Genomic DNA, 17,243 nt, shown 5'->3' with positions numbered 1-17,243 from the left:
TTTTAAGGAAGAACTGAAAAAATATATTGAATACTACAATACCAAACGGTTAAAGGCAAAATTAAAAATGAGTCCGGTACAGTACCGAACTCATTTTGAGAAAGCTGCCTAATGAAATAACCGTGTCTAACTTTTGGGGGTCACTTCATTTATGCGGCTTTCAAAATCCATATGTCATTGTCATCTGAGTCATCTGACAATTTCGCATCCTGCCATGAAGTTCCTTCATACATTTAATTACCGCTCAAACTACCTGACGTAATGAGACGGAATAAGAGTTTCGTTCACTTCTCCATTCCCGTACCGGCGCCCGTCAGGCCCAGACGGCTGTTGAACAGCTGCTCAATTCGGGTGCAGGTATCCGCCGGGGTTTCCATGCCGGCCCACAGCAGATTCAGCTCATCCAGGAGCGTCGATATTTCAGATTGGCTCAGGTTGAGGGTATGAAGCGGATAAGCGTGAGGCAGCACCTCCAGAAAACGGTTATAGTGCTGCGGATGAATGTCCGGATTCAGCAGACGGTCATCTTCGGCCACCGACCGCAAAGCCGGAATGGTGCAGCCGTGCTTCTTCAACAGCGTCTGCGCCTCCTCACCTGTCATAAAATCCACGAGTTTCTCAGCGATATTCCGATGACTGCTCGCAGCGTTGATCGACAGCCCCCCTCCAAGCAGCATCGTTGCGGGCTTGGTGCCGTTCGGCAGGGTCATTACATCCCAGTCGATGGAATGATCGCGGAATTCATTCATGAAGTAATAGGTGGACATGATCATGGCAACCCGTTCCTTCATAAAGAGGCTCTCGGCTAAATGGCTGCTGCCATGGGAGAAAATCGGCGACACATGCTCCTTGTACATAAGCGATACGCAAAACTCCAAAGCTTCGATATTCCGCTGATCCGCCATCGTGCTCCGGCTGCGGTCTGCAGCCATAATGCTGCCGTCATTTTGAAGCAGGAAGACCGGCCAGCGGTTCGGAGACGAGGAGAAGCAGAAGCCGTAATGATCGGTCATTCCGTCTTCGTCCGGGGCCGATGTGCAGGCTTTGGCCGCCGCCAGCAGCTCCTTCCAGTCGCCAAGACTGATAGGGTAAGGCAGGCCGTGCTGACGGAAGATCGAACGGTTGTAGCAGATGACCACCGGAGAGAACACAAACGGCGCCGCAAGCATGCTGCCCTCATCGTTGAACAGGTCGAACACCCTCGGATAGCTGACCCCTTCCTCCATGAGACGAGGAGGAACATATCCTGTCAGCAGATTCGTTCGCCCGCTTTCGGTCCATTCCCGGAAATGCTGATCCGACATAATAAACAGATCGGGGCCCTGACCGTCATCAATGGACCGAATGATGGTTTCGGTGTAGAAGTCCTCGGCGTACAGCACCATTTCCACCTGAACGAACGGATGCTTCCGCTCGAACGCCTCGATCATCTTCTCGATAATCGGAATTTCATAGGAGGAGGAGAACCAGGCGAGTTTCAGCACGACAGGCGTTCTGTCCTCATCCGGCTCCTTCACACGGTTGCCCTTGCCCGCAATCTTCTCGATCAGTCCTTCGTTCACCAGCTCATCCAGCGCCTTCCGGATCGATACCCGGCTCATTTCATACTTCTGGCTAAGCGTATTTTCCGGCAAAATAAATTCACCCGGCTGCAGAACGCCGGAGACGATTTCATTTCTCAATTCCTGAACAAAGCGTTCATAACGCTCATGAAATTCATTTCTTCTACGCAACAATATATACCGCTCCTATACATGTCTATAACAATCAGTATATCATGAGGAACATCAGGATTCCATGCACTCCGCTTAGAGAACGCGTATATATTTTACTCTGCAAGCTTCTTCTCAAGAAAAGCATAGGCACGCTGCCGGATATCCCGCGGGAAGTCATGCCCTTCATGGCCGATCCAGCACCCGAAAGCAGATGAAGCGCCCAGAAAATCATACAAGCCATCCAGTTCCCCAAGACCCGATGCAATCTCACGCCAGTTCGGAAAAATCGGATCTCGCGTCCCGCACCACATAAACATGGGCACCGGGGCCGCAAGCGCCGCGATTTCATGCCACTCGAACGGAAGGGAGCCGTTACTCAGGCTGTCCGTTATGGAAGGGATATGGGAAAACCACTCCCGCTGCCCCCAGCGGTTCGGCTCCGGATCACCGCGGAACATCGTAAACCCGCAGCTCGAGACGACAGCCTTGATGCGTTTATCCATTCCGGCCAGAAACCAGCCGTTATAGCCGCCCAGCGAATGGCCGATGACGCCGATCCGGTGGGAGTTTACCTGCGGCAGCGAGGACAGCACATCGACCGCCGTGATGTGATCGGAGAGCATTTTACCAACCGCAGTCCACACGGGGTGCTCTTGATAGAACGGAGCGGTTTGAAAAGGCTCTTCCCCTGGGTAGACCCGGTCGCCGAACGTGATGGAGTCCGGTGCCAGCACGGCAAATCCGCGCTGAACCAGCTCCAGACCATACCGCCGATTCTCCCGACCGGAAGGCAGACATACATCGTCTTTTCCGTTCTCGGTTGTCGGATGAAGAGCCAGAACAGCGGGATAACCTCCCTCAGCTGGCTTTCCATGTGGAAGCAGAAGATAAGCATGGATCGGATCCGCTTCCGGGGAATGGTAAACGATCTTAACTCTTGTGTGATCTTCCTCGTCATGCTCTGATATCACCCGGAAGCCACCGCTGTTTGCGGCCACACTCGGCTTGTAATCAACCGGCCCCGGAGGCTCCCCCAACAGCTGCAGCCAGCGCTCTCTCAGTCTGGACTTCTTCTCCATCCAAGCATCAAGGGTATGTATTCCCTCTAACAGCGGCATCATGTCCCCATTAAACCGATTCATAAAAGTAATTCCCCTCCTCTTCCAGCCGATACCGCCATAGCTCAGCAAAGGAACCGAAATACACGTCTCCGTTCAGGCAGGCGATCCCGCTGGTCGCTTCAGCCGGAAGCCGGTCCAGCAGCTCTGGCTGCATGTTTACAGGATTCACGGTGAACAAAGCCCTGCTCAGCAGACCCAAGAGGAATGGACGGCCCTCCCGCTCGGTCATGAGCAGCCCCTGCCGGACAATACGGCCCCATGAAGAAAGATCGCTCCGGTGAACCACTTGTTGCAGATCAGCATCATAAACGAAAAATATCGATTCCGAGGTCAGTCCATACAGGACGCCGTTCACGCCGGGAGCCAGCTGGGCAATCTCTTTGGCTCCTTGGATCGGCACCCAGCGCCGAATCACTTTCCGGTCAGGCCAACTCAACTCATACATCGCCGCTTCCCCCGCCTTGCTGATCCCACCGCCAGGAGTTTCAATGCTGGTGCCCCCGAATACCCTGCCGTCCGGCAGTGCCGCCAGTGAAATCGTGCTCTGCCCGCTGACAATTTCCTGGTGCTCTAGCATCTCCACCTGACCGGCCTGCACATCCACGATGCCGAGCCCGCCGCCTGCGGCACCATAACCGGGAAATCCGCCATACAGAACATGACGGCCGTCCGGATGCGCGGCCGCACATCTCGGCCTGTGGACAGCGGCATTTTCATAGATCAGCCTAGGATTCCGGCAGGGTCCTTCTTCCGTATTCCAATCTTTTGCCGTATCCAGCAGATGGACCATGCCGCCTGCATATGCCGCACCCACGATGATGTTCCCTTGAGCCGCATAAGCGGCGATATTGCCGCCGCCTCCCCGCTCCACGATATCGCCTCCCCAATCGGTCAGACGCCCGGCTGTGGTATCATAAGTGAACAAATGCAGCGGGTGATTGGAGGTGCCGTACAGAATGCCGTCCGGGCCTCCGTACAGCGGGGAGAGCGATGTTCCGCCTCCCTTGTAGGAAAGCGGAATCCGGCTCAAGCTCCCGTCCGCTTCCATGATGACGACCTGTCTGTCGGACAGCTGCCATTTCAGCAGTGTTCGGCCACCGTCAAGGTCCAGATGCAGCTTGTTGTAACCTGCTCCCTTATACAGGGATGGACCGACTTCCTCCGCCGACACTGGCTCCGCCCCGTGCTCGCCCAGCCGGTACCATCGTCCGTCTCCATTCCCCCCTGAAGGCAGCCAGCCGTAGACAGAGCTGTTGCAGCCCTGGAGAACGGCAGCGCTCCCGGGCATATCCGGGGGGTCCTCGAGCAATATCTCCAGCTCGCCGGTTTCCTCATGGAAGCAGACGATGGCCGACGATGTCGTGCCTAGTCCGGCATAGATCTTCCCGTCGCTTCCGCATGCAAGCGTCATGGCATACTTCCTCTCGGAATCCAGCCTGCATAAGGTACGTGATGAATCTGACGAAGCGTCGAGCTCAACCAGATAGCTTCCCGGGTACGTTGTGGCGTAAACCCGTCCATCCCCTTTAACGGCAAACGCAAATCCCGCTTCCTCTTCCCCTTCAGGAATCCGGTGCTGTCCAACAAATGCTGGAGTGAACGGATCTACAATATAAAAATAGCGGCCTGCTCCCGTATAGAACCACCCCCGGGGATCACTGGCCGACGCGAACGGATACTGGCCCTCGCCCCCCGGAAAATAAAGCTGGCTGCAGCTTCCCGTCTCGGGATCCACAATCAGCACGTATCCCCGGGCAGCGATTACGATGCGTTCGGCTCCGTCGTCTCTACGACAGACCGCCGCTGACCGGCTCTCATCCACGTCCGCGGGAACGCCGATCCGCTCAAAAGCCCCCATCCTCTCCGGGATCTTACCGCCGCCCGCTTTAGCCGTATTACTCATCGCTTTTGGCATAACAAGCACCCACCTTGGCAACCGCGTGAATAATATCCTCAATATCCTCCAGCGAGTAGAATTCGTTCAGTGGAATCTGAACCGCCGTGACCAGAATCTCCTCCGCTACCGGACACAGGCCAGGTTTATAGGAAACGCTGCTGCCGTCAAACGGAAAATGGCTTCCCGGATAAGCCTGCCGCTTCTGGAACAGCGGCTGCAAATAGCACACCTGTGGGATATAGCCGGCACGGTTCGGGATGCCTTCCGCCTCCAGCGCTCTGCAAAACTCTTCGCGGCTGCAGGTCAATTGATCCAGGTCAAGCCGCAGCATGTAGAACCAGTATGTACAGTTATGCTCCGGGTCAACCTGCGGCGGAATGACACCCTGGATTCCCTGCAATCCTTCATTGAGCCGGTCGCCGTATTGCTTACGCCGCTCGCATATCCAGGGCAGCTTCTTCAGCTGGGCGATTCCGACGGCTCCCTGCAGCTCGGTCATCCGGTAATTCGGTGCAATATAACTCGTTCCTCGGTCAACCGTGGTGCCTAGACGGCGATAGTTTTTGTCCGCAAAGGCGTGAGCGGTTTCGTAATCCTCGCGCGCTCCCGAATTGATCAGCACCATACCGCCGTCCCCGGTGGAAATATGCTTGAAATCATTCGTGCTGAAACAGCCGTAATCTCCGATGGTCCCGGTCAGCCTGCCCTTGTACCGGGTCAAATAGGCCTGTGCGCAATCCTCGATAACCTTGATGCCATGCTTCTTCGCGATCTTCATAATCGGATCCATATCGCACGGATATCCCGCGAGATGGACGACGATAATGGCCTTGGTTCTCGGTGTGATGCGCGCCTCAACCGAAGCCGGATCCAAATTGTAAGTGTGCGGCTCCAGATCGGCAAACACCGGGATGGCATTCTGATACAGAATGCCGATCAGCGTTCCCTGGTCCGTAATCGGGCTTGTTATGACCTCATCCCCTACGGAGACGGCAGCCGCACCAAGCGCGACATGAAGGGCTGCGGTGCCGGAGGATGTCGCCACACTGTATTCCCGGCCGTACATCGCATTGAAATCGGCCAAAAACTGTTTTACCTTGGAGCCGAAATGATAAAACAGCGTGTTTTGCTCCAGCGCCTCAAGCAGCTGCGCGGCCTCCTCATCCCCGAATCTTTTACCTGTGCCAAAAGGACCGGTCTTGACTGGCGCTCCGCCATGAATCGCTAACGTTTCCACGATCTGATTCCTCCTCATCGTCGTTATTCAGCTGCTGTTTTCACGCTGCTCGCCGCTTCTGCACACGGGCGCCCAAAGCGAATTTCCGTCCGTGAAGCTGACGGGTCCGCCTCCGCATTCAAAGGCTGACGCAATACCGCTCCCTGCGGAAGATTCTCGGCGATCAGGATTCCGTCTGCGCCGACCCGCAGTACCGCAGATCTTCTGGCCTGCTCCCATCGAGTGATCTCCTCGCTCGTCCAGAACGCATAACCAAGACGCTTCGCGGTTTCGACGGCAAGCGAAAGCGCATGCCGGACCTGCTCCAGGTTATGGATATGCTGCTGGTGAAACAGAAAGTGAGCGACGCCGCGGACCTCCGCCACCTTTTCGAGAAACGGGGTAATCACCGACACATCCGAAAGTGTGGGATGCTCCAGATCCTGGGTCAGAAAGCCGATCTGCAGCACCCGGTAAAGCCGATTTCGCTCATGAGAACGAGCGATAGGATAATAGGGGTGGCAGGTACCGAACGGAAAGCCGACATTTCCTTTTTTGCTCGGCCCCCGGGTCTGATCCGCTTCAATGCCGTTCAACTCGCACCATTCATAGAGCTCTCCCCAGCCCTCAAACCGGGTATAGTGGTTCTTGTTCGATACGATTGGCGATCCGCTGGTGCTCCGGATCACGCTCAGTTGACGTGTGAATTCTTCGGCGCTCCATATGCCATTCTCCTGCTCCAAAGCATTGAAGTGAAAAGCCAGCTCATGCCCGGCTGCCTGAATTTCCTTGTACAACGAAGGAGAGTAACCCGGCTCGATCATGCACCAGGTCGATCGGACGCCGTTATTCTGAAGCACGCTCAACGTCGTTCGGGCCGCCTCCTCAACGTTGAAGTCGCTGTCGTGCGAAATCATGGCCACCTGATGGACGCCTTCCGGCCAATAATCCAGAAACGGAAGCGACAATCCAAGCGCATCTGCTTCTTCCATTAGCTGGCGGACAATCACCTCGCGCCACCAGTCTGCATACGGCGTATCAAAATAAGGCATCCCGGTCTCTGTCACCGAGCGGTCCTCATTCCAGTCCAGCTCACACCGGTCATCCGCCTTCAGAATGCCTTCGTCCACCGCTCCTGTTCCGTCCGGAGCAGGTATGCCGTCCTGCACGACCGGCCCTCCGCCCTGCTGCAGCATGACGATGTTCGCAGGAATGTCCACGTTCCAGCGGATCAGCCGTCCGCCGCCGAGTGGGAACTTGATGACGGCCGCGGACGCCTCGGCACCATCTTTCCGTAGCCGGCGCAGAACGCCGTCTGCTTCAACCGGCATGACAGATGTCTGCGATACCATCCACGGATCACTGATTACCGCCCTCAGAACCGGAATGCCTTGCGCATATTTTAACCCCGACAGATCGCCATACACCGCATCCCGGATGGCAAACCGGGTACAGCCCATCCGGCGGGCCATACGATTCAATCCACCGTAGCTGATGAGCGTCGCACCCTGTCGGGCCCACTGCTCCAGTCGGTTCAGATCCTCTTCCTTCTCTCCAGCGTGCAGCACGACGATGATATCGGGATGATAGGACTCCAGGGTTTCGGCATCATCAAACCTTGCATAAGGAATGCCGGCATGCCCAAGCACCTCCTCCAGATAAAGCTGAAACTGGTCCTGGCCGTGTCTCCAGAGGTACTCCGCCGACCGTTTGTTAAACCATAAACCGATTTTGGCTGTCTTTCTCATGATACATCTCTCCCCCTTCCCCTGCTCGCATTCGCATAGGTGCCTGTCATCCAATGCAGAACAGGGGCAAAATGATTTGCCCCGCCCCGCCGTTCTACAGATCATTTATAAAGCGTCACTTTAACCAATCTCACTTAAAAAGTGCTTTAGGATCCTTCTCTTTTATATTCGCGTTGTATTCCTGGACGATCTGGGCTCCGCCTTTGTCCATGTACTCCTGAACCAGTTTATCCCAATCGGACACCGGACGGGTGCCTGCAATCATTTTCACCTGCTCATCCATGACATACTTTTTCAGTTCTGCGCCTTTCTCGTTGTCCGTCGGCGACTCCAATCCATTGATCGGGTTGATATAAAGCTTCATATCCTTGTACATCGTTTCAATGGCGGCTACAAGATCCACCAGCTGTTTGGTCTGATACGTAATGGAATATACATTGTCCGAGTCCTGCGGTACCCAAGATGAATTATCAACATAATACGTTGAAGGACCCAGGCCGTCTCTGCCGAAGTTCTCGTTGAAGACAGGCACGCCGTCTTGCATAACGTAACCTGAACCGACTTTGCCTGACCACCAGTCAAAATCGGCGTTCTTCTCATTCTTCTGATCCTGCGGATAGAATTTGCGGCCGAAATCGATCATTTCCAGCACTTTCTTCAGCTTTTCCGGCTCATCTTCAAGTTTGGCGCTCAGCACGGTAAGGCCGTTATACCCTGCTCCAGCCGTCAGTCCCTTGTTTCCGTATGGGTCCTCGAACGGCTCCAGGTGTATAAACTCGGCTTCGGGATGTATCGCCAGCAGCCCGTTCATATAGTCCTGCGACATGCCGCGCGGCGTTCCGATGAAGATGCCTGCCTTGCCGGAATAAAATTCCTTGTTCGTGTCTCCCCAGTTCAGGATCGCGTAGTCCTTCGTCATGGCTCCCTGCTTGTAAAGCTCGGACAGCATCGTAATAAACTCCCGGCGGCCTTCACCGATTATGCCCGGGATGTAGTTGCCCTGCGCATCCTGATGGTACCAGGCATCCGGGTCCCAATAGGGTCCCTGGTTAAAGTTTGGATTAATATCCTGGCCGATGGCAATCCCGTACGTGTCCTTTTTGCTGTTGCCGTCCGGATCTCCGTTCGTAAACGCCAGCGCCACCTCCTTTAGCTCCTCATAATTGGTCGGTGGTTTCAGGCCAAGCTTATCAAGCCAATCCTTGCGGATCACCGGTACCACCTGATACTTCGGGGCATATTGTGGAATCGCATAAATTTTGCCGTTTACTCGCATGGAGTCCCATATGTAATCGGGCACGGCCTTCAAGGTCGGATAATCGTTGATGTACGGCTCGAGGTCCAAAAACGCACCCTGCTTCGCAAACTTGTTGTAGCGGTTTTTCAAGTCGGTCGACATTAAACCGATCATATCCGGAATCTGACCTGATGCGAATACAGCGTTGATCTTTTCATCAAAAGCGGTGTTCGGTACAAAAACAGGCTTGTAGTCCACATTGAATTTCTCGTTGATCATGTCAATGCCGGGACTTGAAGTCGGCGGCGGATCGCCATACCGGAAATCGATTGCGGTAATCGAAAACTTTGGATCCGCCTGCGCCGGGCTCTTATCTCCCGAAGCCGGGGCTTTCGGCTGCTCCTCCGCTTTCGGCTGGCCGCCGCATGCAGCCAGGCTGATAGAGAGCAAGGCCGCCATTACTGCGGTAGGTCTGCGTTTCTTTAACATGAGCTTTCCCCCATTCATATCAATGTCGGAGTGTGACCTCCATCTATGATTCATTCGACAGCCGCCATGGTCCGGCCGTGCGAAGTCATCAACCTTTAACGGCGCCCAGCATGACGCCCTTGGCGAAGTGCTTCTGCAGGAACGGATACACGATCAGGATCGGCAGCGTCGCCATCAGAATGGCGGCCATCTGAATCGTCTCGGGCGGAGGCGGATTTTCGAGGAACATATTATCCCCCCCGAGCGTGCCTGTCGTTTCCCCCACCACCACAATCTGTCTCAGCACCACCTGAATCGTCCATTTGGACGGATCATTGATGTACAGAATCGGCGCAAAATAGTTGTTCCAGTGCGTAACTGCATAAAACAGGCTGAATGCCGCCAGTGCAGGTTTCGAGAGCGGCAGGATGATACGTCCGAAAATCTGCAGATCATTCGCGCCATCCACAATGCCTGCCTCGATCATGTCGCTTGGGATGTTCATGAAAAATTGGCGGATGACAATCAGGTTGAAGGGCGCAATGGCCACCGGCAGAATAAGTGACCAGATGGAATTAAGCAGTCCTGTTTCCTGCACGACCAGATAGGTCGGAATCATGCCGGCCGAGAACAGGAGCGCAAATACGACCATAAACATAACGGTACGCTGACCAACGATTGGACGGGACAAGGCGTATGCCATCGTCGCCGTAAAAAACAGATTGACGATGGTGCCAAGCACGGTAACCACCGAGGTGTTCAGCAGCGCCTGCCGGAACGTCCTGGAGGCCCAAATATATTCATAGGCGTCGGTCGTCCATTTAGACGGCCATAGCAGCAACTTGCTGCCCAAAAAATCCTCGAACGAGGAAAATGAAACCGAGAACAAATATACAAACGGAAACAGCATGACCGCGGATATGACAAGCAGCAGACTGATATTCACACCGTTAAACAAACGGTCCGCGATGGATTTTTGCTTCATGTGTCGATCTCCTCTCTGAAAGAATCGAATCGCTTAATATACGCCCTGCTCGCCAAAGCGCTTGGACAGCCTGTTGGCGGCCATAACCAGCACGAGACCAACCAGTCCCTTGAAAACGCCAACCGCGGTGGAGAAGCTGTAGTCCGAGTGTTGAATACCCTTGTAATACACAAAGGTGTCGAGCGTATTGCCGATATGCATGTTAAAGGCGTTCAGCTGAAGGAACACCTGCTCGAAGCCGATCTCCAGCACGTCACCGAGTCGTATGATCAGCATGATAATGATTGTGCTGCGGATGGCGGGCAGCGTAATATGCCAGATTTGGCGGAAGCGTCCAGCGCCGTCCATGACGGCTGCCTCGTACAGAGCCGGGTTAACGCCTGCGAGCGCCGCCAGGAAGATAATCGTCCCCCAGCCGGCTTCCTTCCATATGACCTCCAGCACCAGAAAGGCACGGAAATAATCGGGTTCGGTCAGAAAAGGAATCGTCTGCTGCAGACCGAACAGCTCGCGGAGCACATCGTTGACCAGACCTTCATTGCGGAAAAAGATCGTCACGATGCCGACCACCACGACCCAGGACAGAAAATGCGGCATGTAAACGATGGATTGCAGCCCTCTTTTCAGGAGCGGATTGGCCACCTCGTTCAGCATGATAGCCAGAAAGATCGGTGCCGGAAATGCGAACGCGATTTGCAGGAAGGAGATGGTCAGGGTATTCCAGATCACCTGGATCACCTCGGAGCTTTCGAAAATACGGGCAAAGTTCGCGAATCCGACCCAAGGACTCTCCGCAAATCCCCGGAACGGACTGTATTCTTTAAAGGCAAGTGATATGCCCAGCATGGGCAGATACCGGTACACGATAAAATAGAGCAGGCCCGGCAGCAGCAAGAGGTACAAATAACGGTCCCTCCACATACGAGTTCGAATTCGTTTCCATGCGCTCGTTTTGGCAGGAGTTGGTTTATTGATTTTCGAAGTCACGGTTTCCACATAGCTTCTCTCCCTTCAGCCTGACCACCTCTGCCGATGTTCATAAGATTCCATTCATAATAGCCGGGTGGCGTGGTTTGTTCGACTTCCACGCCGGCAGTTATCAGCTTCAGCTTGAAGAGAACTTCTACCGGATGAGGATTATGCACGAAGCAGGTTGAATCGCGGGCATCGGTGTATATGCTTAGAGGCAGTTCCGCCTCGAAAGCGATGTCCCCGCCGGACAGACGCTCCGCCTTCCACAAATGAAGCTTGCCGTCACCGGAGATGTGGGCGGTATCTCCCAGGAAGGTAATGCCCCGGTAGCGTGCTTCAGCCGCGTCAGCGCAGAACAGCCAGATATCCTCCGCCCTATTCTGCCTTACCACCGTCAAACCGTAGGTAAGGCTGCCGGCATTCTGTTCCTTTTGACGGATTTCCAGCCTTTCACCATATTGGAATCGCGGGTTGATCAGCGTGAGAAACCGCCGTCTTTTTCCCGTCGCGCCACCGACAGCAACATAAGGACCGTAGCTCTCCGCCCCTGTGTATTCACGGAGGGAAAGCATCTTCTCCTCGGGAAAGGGGAACATGAGCTGCAGAGCGGCCTTCTCCCCCTGGAATACAATGGAGTCACTTTCCAGGTTCTCGCCCGGGGCCTTGGGCTCATCACCGTCCAAGACCGCCGAGGTCGTATGAAACAGCAGTTCCGCCTCATCTGAATCCTGATGCAGTTCCACATCATCCACGACGACGTAATAAGCCGAATCGATATGTATGACAGATCGCTGGTAGCCTTTCAGCAGCCCCCCATAACTTTCGGTAGCGTCCCCGACAATCGCCTCGAATGACGGTAGCAGCAGTTCCTCCCGAAGATCGCCTCCTCCCAGGTGGAGCTGTCCCTGACCCTTGACGAGCAGCGAATTGTGTCCTACCGTGCCGGTAGTGTAATCCGCCTTCGGACCGGGTACATAATCCTGATAGCCAGGATTGGTCAGCAGCCATTCTCCGCCGACATTGATCACCAGATTGTTCTGGTCTCTGTGATTATGGTCCTTCGCCGAGCTGCTTGAGGCAAAGCACAGCAGATGATCCTCATCGCCCCATCCTGACCGCAGGGCGGCCCAGCCTACGCTCCGGAAGACCGCTGAAGCACATGCGCCGTACAGCTCCGACGGGCTCTTTGGGGAGGTCTCTTTCCGCAAATAAAGAAGCGAATTGTAATGTGCCGCTGCATGCTTCTGCAAGTACCACACCGCTGCCGGATGGCCGTAATGGGTAGCTGTCATGGCCATGAGGTATGTGATATCGAGCTTGGAAAACGAATCCGACAGATTCGGGAACGAGCTCTCCTCCCCCGGCGCCATCAGCCGAAAAAAACGCTCGGGAAGCTCTTCCCGTAAATACGGGTCCTGTACCAGGCTGTCATCGCCGCTGATTCTCCGGTAAAGATCCGCCGCCATCCAAGCATGTCGTGCTGCCACATTGTCGTACAGCAGCCCCTCTGTTTCGCCGGACACCCGTTTTCGTTCCAGATAGCTTTGAAGATAAGTAAGTCCGGCGTTTAAATATTTGGCGGCAAACGAGATCTCATCCATGATAGCCGCCGCACCGTACACCATCGCCACCTGCTTGGCTGCGACAATATTGTGCATATCGCTGCTTCCGATATCGATGGCCAGCGGCTGCAGTCCTTTTTCCAGAATGGCTTGGCGAATGGATCGCCGCTCATCCTCCGTTAGAAGACGGTGAATCGCATCATAGGCACTCGAAACGCCAAGCAGCAGGTGGGCGTTGCTCAGATTTCCTTCTGCACCCCGCTCGTCAAACTCATACCATTTACCGAAGGAAGTCAGGGACAACAGATGCTCCTTCACTCGCTCCGCATATTTTCTTTCATTCGTCACTAGGAAGGACGTGGACATGACGACCAGCCGATCCTCAATCGCTCTGGCATACATCGTCCAGAAGGGGAAGAAGGTATGTCCTTGCGGTTCGGGCGCCCGCTTCGGCTCTGTCAGAGGCAGCTCAACCTTCCACTGCTCCGATATGGACGGATACAGCACCTCGAAGCTTTCTTCCTCCACATAGGCGTCCGCTTTTGCCAAATATTCCTCCCATAGCCGAGATGCATCGATGATCCTCGAAGAACGGCCCTCGCCCGGCTTAATCCGTTCCCGAAATGCCTTGAGTTCTTCTTCCGAAAACAATATTCTCGGATGGTCCTGCAGCTTCATGACTGAATCCATACCTGCCGGCTGTACCCGCACCTTCCAGCTGCACGCTGATGGGCTATCGCCCTGGAAATATACGGATACCTCCGTCTCGCCCGGCTTCAGCCCGGTTATCAGACTTCCGTTCACCCCAAGTGTCTCCGGATCGCTGCAGGTAATTCTATACGCTGAATCCGATTGGGGTTCTAGTCTCCCGCAGGGCTCCGCTAGCATGAAGCTCAGCCGGTGCTCTTCCCCCGTCTCCAGCAGCGAGGGCTTTATAAATTCCGTTCGAAGCATTAATCTCAGCTCCTCCGTTAATAAGTGAGTTTCATACTGTACAACCGACCAAGAAAACGCTGTCATAATTAAATGGCGAACAATACCCAATGGAGGTCAATCTGCGTTTATACCCTTCTGGGCAACTCGCTTACTTTCGGCCTCTCATTTACATACATGTATATTACTTGTATTTTTAATGATCTGTCAATTCAAATTTTTGTCGTATTTACTCCATTGCGAAGGTGAAGCAGCACCAAATGTTCCAATTGGTGCTGCTTCTTTTGCAGTTCCGAACTAATTAACGGTAACTACGCATTCCGCCGTCTTGCTGCCGTCTAAAGTTGTAACGCTAATAACCGTCGTTCCCGGCTGCAGGCCTTTGACGACTCCGGTAGCGCTGACGGAGGCAACGGCGCTATTGCTGGAGGTCCACGTGACGTTCTTTACTGTTGCAAATGATGGATGAACCTCCGCTTTTAATTCGGCCGTTTGATCAACGGACAACTCCAGCGTGCTCGCGCTCAGACGCACCTCGGTAACCGCAGCTCTGTTATCCTCGATCACATGGCGCCAAAGCTCATTATTGGTCACAAAGTACAGGTTGCCCATGTTATCCCGCGACAACCAGGCAGCCTGGTTTCTCATGACGGTTAATGTTTTGTCGTCAGGATGGATGGAGAACAGCTTACCGCTCATCGTTCCATAGACGAGGCCGTCTTTCCCGATAACGAGGCTTGCATCTCTCCACTGTCCGCCCGCATCCGGAAACTTCTCGTCCTGATATATCACCTCTCCTGACGACGGATCATAGATGAACAACGTTCCCATGGCAAAGCCCCAGATGTTCCCGTCCGGACCTTCTATCAGCGAGGTGATAGCTCCTTTTCCTGGAACTGGCACGATCTCTTTTTCCTTTATTCCTCTCGCTATATCCCATACAAATAACTTCGCTTCATTTTCGGTCGGTGTGCTGCCGAGGCCTCCCCGGATGGAGCTGCCTGCATAAATCCTTCCTTCCTTGTAGGCTAGGGATACGATGCTCTGATTCGGCACGATCTGCGTATGAACCGACAAATTCTTGGTGGCCGGGTCATAAACACTGAAGGCTCCACCTAGCTTCCCGTAGTCCGGGACTGTACCGATGAACAGCATGTTTTCCGCTCCTAGCATGGCAAACGGACGATCCTGCAGATGCTCGGTTTTCAAATCAAACAGCTTGTTCACGGTTCGGTTGGTACCGGAGCTTCTCCACGGCTTGGTGGTATCATATTCAAAAATATTTGCGCCCGGATAGGTACCGAAGTACATTTTGTCTCCAATGGAAGTCATCCCTTCAGTCTGCCCGATCGAGTTGTTGGTGGAAAGGCCTGTGTCCGGATCATAAATGCCCATGCCGCCGGGAAGGAATCCGCCGGCATAGATTTTGCCGTCCGGCCCCTGCCCGGTAATATGCAAGTCGATCGGTTGCTTTGGCAGCGGCATAATGGCCTGCTTCAGCGTGCCACGCTCCAAATTGTATTTGATTACTTTGGCCGAATTATTTCCAGCAACGCCGATCAGCGTCGGACCTGGATAATCGGGATCATCAATCATAGCTGAGCCCCAGCCAATCACGTTGGAGACAAAATTGATTACTTCACTGCCTGTGTATATCTCTTCCACTTGGTTGGTCGACAGATCATAGCTTTTTAGAATGCCGCCGTAGGTAAAGTATACCTTCCCTTCGTGCGGCTCGGACACACCTCTGGAGTGGATAAGCTCATCGTCTTTAATTACCGCACCGGTGATTTTGTCCAACACGATCATCTTGTAGCCTGGGTCCATCTTCAGGAACAGCTTATCACCGGCGATGTTCAGATCATAAGTGCTCGTCAGATTATACTGTGCCGGCATGATGTTGGTCTTCTGATCGGTGTTCAGATCATGGCGAATGAGGTAGTTTTTCGTTCCGCCGCCTCCGACGTACAACATGTTCTCTTCCTTGTCGTATGCCACGCTCCGCGGATAAATCTGGCCAGGCACCGGATTGCCGAAATTCGTAAAGCCTTTTACCGGGTCATATTCAAACACCGAACCTGACGGATAGACACCGCCGTAGATTTTGCCGTCCACTCCCGGGGTCAGCTCGAAAAACTGAGTGGTTGGGCTGGCCGTGCCCTCGGCCGGGTCTCCCAGATTGACGATCGTATCGGTAGACGGATCATACCGGTAAAGTGAAGCGGTGCCGTAGGAACCGAGATAAACCATGCCGTCCGTAGCTACGGCCATCCCCCAGGCTCCGGTTGCCCCCGGCAGATCGATCGCCTGTATCGTCTCCTCGGTCTGAATATCGACGACAACGAGCTGGGCCGGATCGCCGACCTGAACCATATAAGCGACATCGCGTCCGTTTTCTTTTCCGAATACAGCCCGCATGACATAGTTGTTATACACCTGGATGCCCAGATTTTGATAGGCAGGAACGACTTCCACCGATTCCTCGTCTTCAGCCAGCACATCACCGCTTTCGCTGTCGATCAGCCGGTAGCTGAAGGTGTACGAACCGATTTTCGAAAATTTGACGCTCCAATCCTTGGTGGAATGGTAATCTGCTGGCAGTTCGAAGCCCGGCCTGCCGTACTCCCCGTTGTTCAGTATCGACTGATAGTGTCCCTCTTCGTCCTGAACGGTGAAGATCATATCTCCTTCTCCTTGGGTCTTGGAAACCTGCAGATAGGCACGCTTAATGCCTTCTGTTTCGCGGGCTTTCGTGGAGATCGTGACGGGCATAGACAGGTTTTCCCCTACGCCAGCCTGATCCAGATCCATGATCTCGATCTGATACTGCGATTGGCCCGAGGTCACATTCACCTTCTTCGCCGTGGCAGCAACCACCGTTTCATCCCGGCTGATGACTTTATAGGTCACGACATATTCTCCCGGCTGATCGAACTCTACCGTCCAGTTCGAGGTGTTAGAATATTGCGGAGGCAGTCGGAATCCCTCTTTATGCAATTTTGAACGGTCAGTGAAGGATACCTCCCCAGCTCCTGGAACCTCGGCAGAACTATAAACCGCGTGCCCCGGCCCGCTTGTATCCACTTCAAAATAAACATTTCCATAGGTTGCAGAGGCCGTCTCATAAGTGGCAAGCGTCACGGTGTAATCAACCAGGTTACCTACATCAACCGTGTCCGGCAGCGTTAGGTCCAGACCGTACGACGAGTGTGCGGGCTTAGTGCTCCCCTCAGCATCGGCGCCCGCCGGCATAAACAGCTGGGGAAAAATCATTGCGAAAGCAAGGGTCCACGTCCAACCTTTGGATCGAAACAATCTGAGCTTCATTTCATCAATTCTCTCCTTTGGCTAAATCAAATGGTAGCGCTTTCAATCCTGAAAACATAACT

Annotated in this window: 11 protein-coding genes; 1 reads left to right on the top strand and 10 read right to left on the bottom strand. The window is 54.0% G+C overall.

What is annotated here, in order from left to right; translation table 11 throughout:
- Nucleotides 1–112, top strand: a 112-nt coding sequence (locus ACPV3A_RS33385) for an IS3 family transposase (RefSeq protein WP_426199682.1), incomplete at its 5' end; no start/stop codon positions are given.
- 172 nt (nt 113–284) lie between these two features.
- On the opposite strand, the gene ACPV3A_RS33380 is transcribed toward ACPV3A_RS33385, so the two are convergent.
- The 10 genes from ACPV3A_RS33380 to ACPV3A_RS33335 all read right to left on the bottom strand — a co-directional run bounded on the left by ACPV3A_RS33380 (nt 285) and on the right by ACPV3A_RS33335 (nt 17,181).
- Nucleotides 285–1,736 carry an extracellular solute-binding protein gene (locus ACPV3A_RS33380; protein ID WP_194542980.1) on the bottom strand — a complete coding sequence of 484 codons (1,452 nt, stop codon included), beginning with the start codon at nt 1,734–1,736 and terminating at the stop codon, nt 285–287.
- 92 nt (nt 1,737–1,828) lie between these two features.
- Entirely contained in the window at nt 1,829–2,857 is a 1,029-nt protein-coding gene (locus ACPV3A_RS33375) for an alpha/beta hydrolase family protein (protein WP_426204100.1), read from the bottom strand.
- Nucleotides 2,844–4,751, bottom strand: a complete 1,908-nt coding sequence (locus ACPV3A_RS33370) for a hypothetical protein (RefSeq protein ID WP_426204099.1) — start codon at nt 4,749–4,751, stop codon at nt 2,844–2,846. Before ACPV3A_RS33370 ends, ACPV3A_RS33375 begins: the two co-directional genes overlap by 14 nt.
- Nucleotides 4,732–5,970, bottom strand: a complete 1,239-nt coding sequence (locus ACPV3A_RS33365) for a DegT/DnrJ/EryC1/StrS family aminotransferase (protein ID WP_426204097.1) — start codon at nt 5,968–5,970, stop codon at nt 4,732–4,734. The genes ACPV3A_RS33370 and ACPV3A_RS33365 overlap by 20 nt, the downstream gene beginning before the upstream one ends.
- 23 nt (nt 5,971–5,993) lie before the next feature.
- Nucleotides 5,994–7,697, bottom strand: coding sequence for a hypothetical protein (locus tag ACPV3A_RS33360; protein WP_426204095.1), 1,704 nt, complete (start codon nt 7,695–7,697; stop codon nt 5,994–5,996).
- 130 nt (nt 7,698–7,827) lie between these two features.
- Complete coding sequence (locus ACPV3A_RS33355) at nt 7,828–9,423, bottom strand: extracellular solute-binding protein (protein WP_426204093.1); 1,596 nt, start codon at nt 9,421–9,423, stop codon at nt 7,828–7,830.
- An 88-nt stretch (nt 9,424–9,511) separates the two neighbouring features.
- Nucleotides 9,512–10,387 carry a carbohydrate ABC transporter permease gene (locus ACPV3A_RS33350; RefSeq protein WP_194542985.1) on the bottom strand — a complete coding sequence of 292 codons (876 nt, stop codon included), beginning with the start codon at nt 10,385–10,387 and terminating at the stop codon, nt 9,512–9,514.
- A 33-nt stretch (nt 10,388–10,420) separates the two neighbouring features.
- On the bottom strand, nt 10,421–11,383 hold the full coding sequence (locus tag ACPV3A_RS33345; RefSeq protein ID WP_426204092.1) for an ABC transporter permease: 963 nt from the start codon (nt 11,381–11,383) through the stop codon (nt 10,421–10,423).
- A complete protein-coding gene (locus ACPV3A_RS33340) occupies nt 11,371–13,875 on the bottom strand; it encodes a heparinase II/III domain-containing protein (RefSeq protein WP_426204090.1) in 2,505 nt (834 codons plus the stop codon). The genes ACPV3A_RS33345 and ACPV3A_RS33340 overlap by 13 nt, the downstream gene beginning before the upstream one ends.
- A 276-nt stretch (nt 13,876–14,151) precedes the next feature.
- Complete coding sequence (locus ACPV3A_RS33335; RefSeq protein WP_426204089.1) at nt 14,152–17,181, bottom strand: Ig-like domain-containing protein; 3,030 nt, start codon at nt 17,179–17,181, stop codon at nt 14,152–14,154.
- Nucleotides 17,182–17,243 lie beyond the last annotated feature (62 nt).

The sequence above is a fragment of the Paenibacillus sp. Dod16 genome (assembly GCF_049893405.1).
Taxonomy (GTDB): Bacteria; Bacillota; Bacilli; order Paenibacillales; family Paenibacillaceae; genus Paenibacillus_AQ.
Note: the sequence above shows the minus strand (reverse complement) of the source record. Positions and strands in the feature narration are given on the sequence as shown.

Excerpts from the sequence above, each read along its gene's own strand:
- ACPV3A_RS33375 (WP_426204100.1), bottom strand. The coding sequence starts at position 2,857 with ATGAATCGGTTTAATGGGGACATGATGCCGCTGTTAGAGGGAATACAT.
- ACPV3A_RS33370 (WP_426204099.1), bottom strand. The coding sequence starts at position 4,751 with ATGCCAAAAGCGATGAGTAATACGGCTAAAGCGGGCGGCGGTAAGATC.
- ACPV3A_RS33340 (WP_426204090.1), bottom strand. The coding sequence starts at position 13,875 with ATGCTTCGAACGGAATTTATAAAGCCCTCGCTGCTGGAGACGGGGGAA.
- ACPV3A_RS33355 (WP_426204093.1), bottom strand. The coding sequence starts at position 9,423 with ATGTTAAAGAAACGCAGACCTACCGCAGTAATGGCGGCCTTGCTCTCT.
- ACPV3A_RS33350 (WP_194542985.1), bottom strand. The coding sequence starts at position 10,387 with ATGAAGCAAAAATCCATCGCGGACCGTTTGTTTAACGGTGTGAATATC.
- ACPV3A_RS33335 (WP_426204089.1), bottom strand. The coding sequence starts at position 17,181 with ATGAAGCTCAGATTGTTTCGATCCAAAGGTTGGACGTGGACCCTTGCT.
- ACPV3A_RS33360 (WP_426204095.1), bottom strand. The coding sequence starts at position 7,697 with ATGAGAAAGACAGCCAAAATCGGTTTATGGTTTAACAAACGGTCGGCG.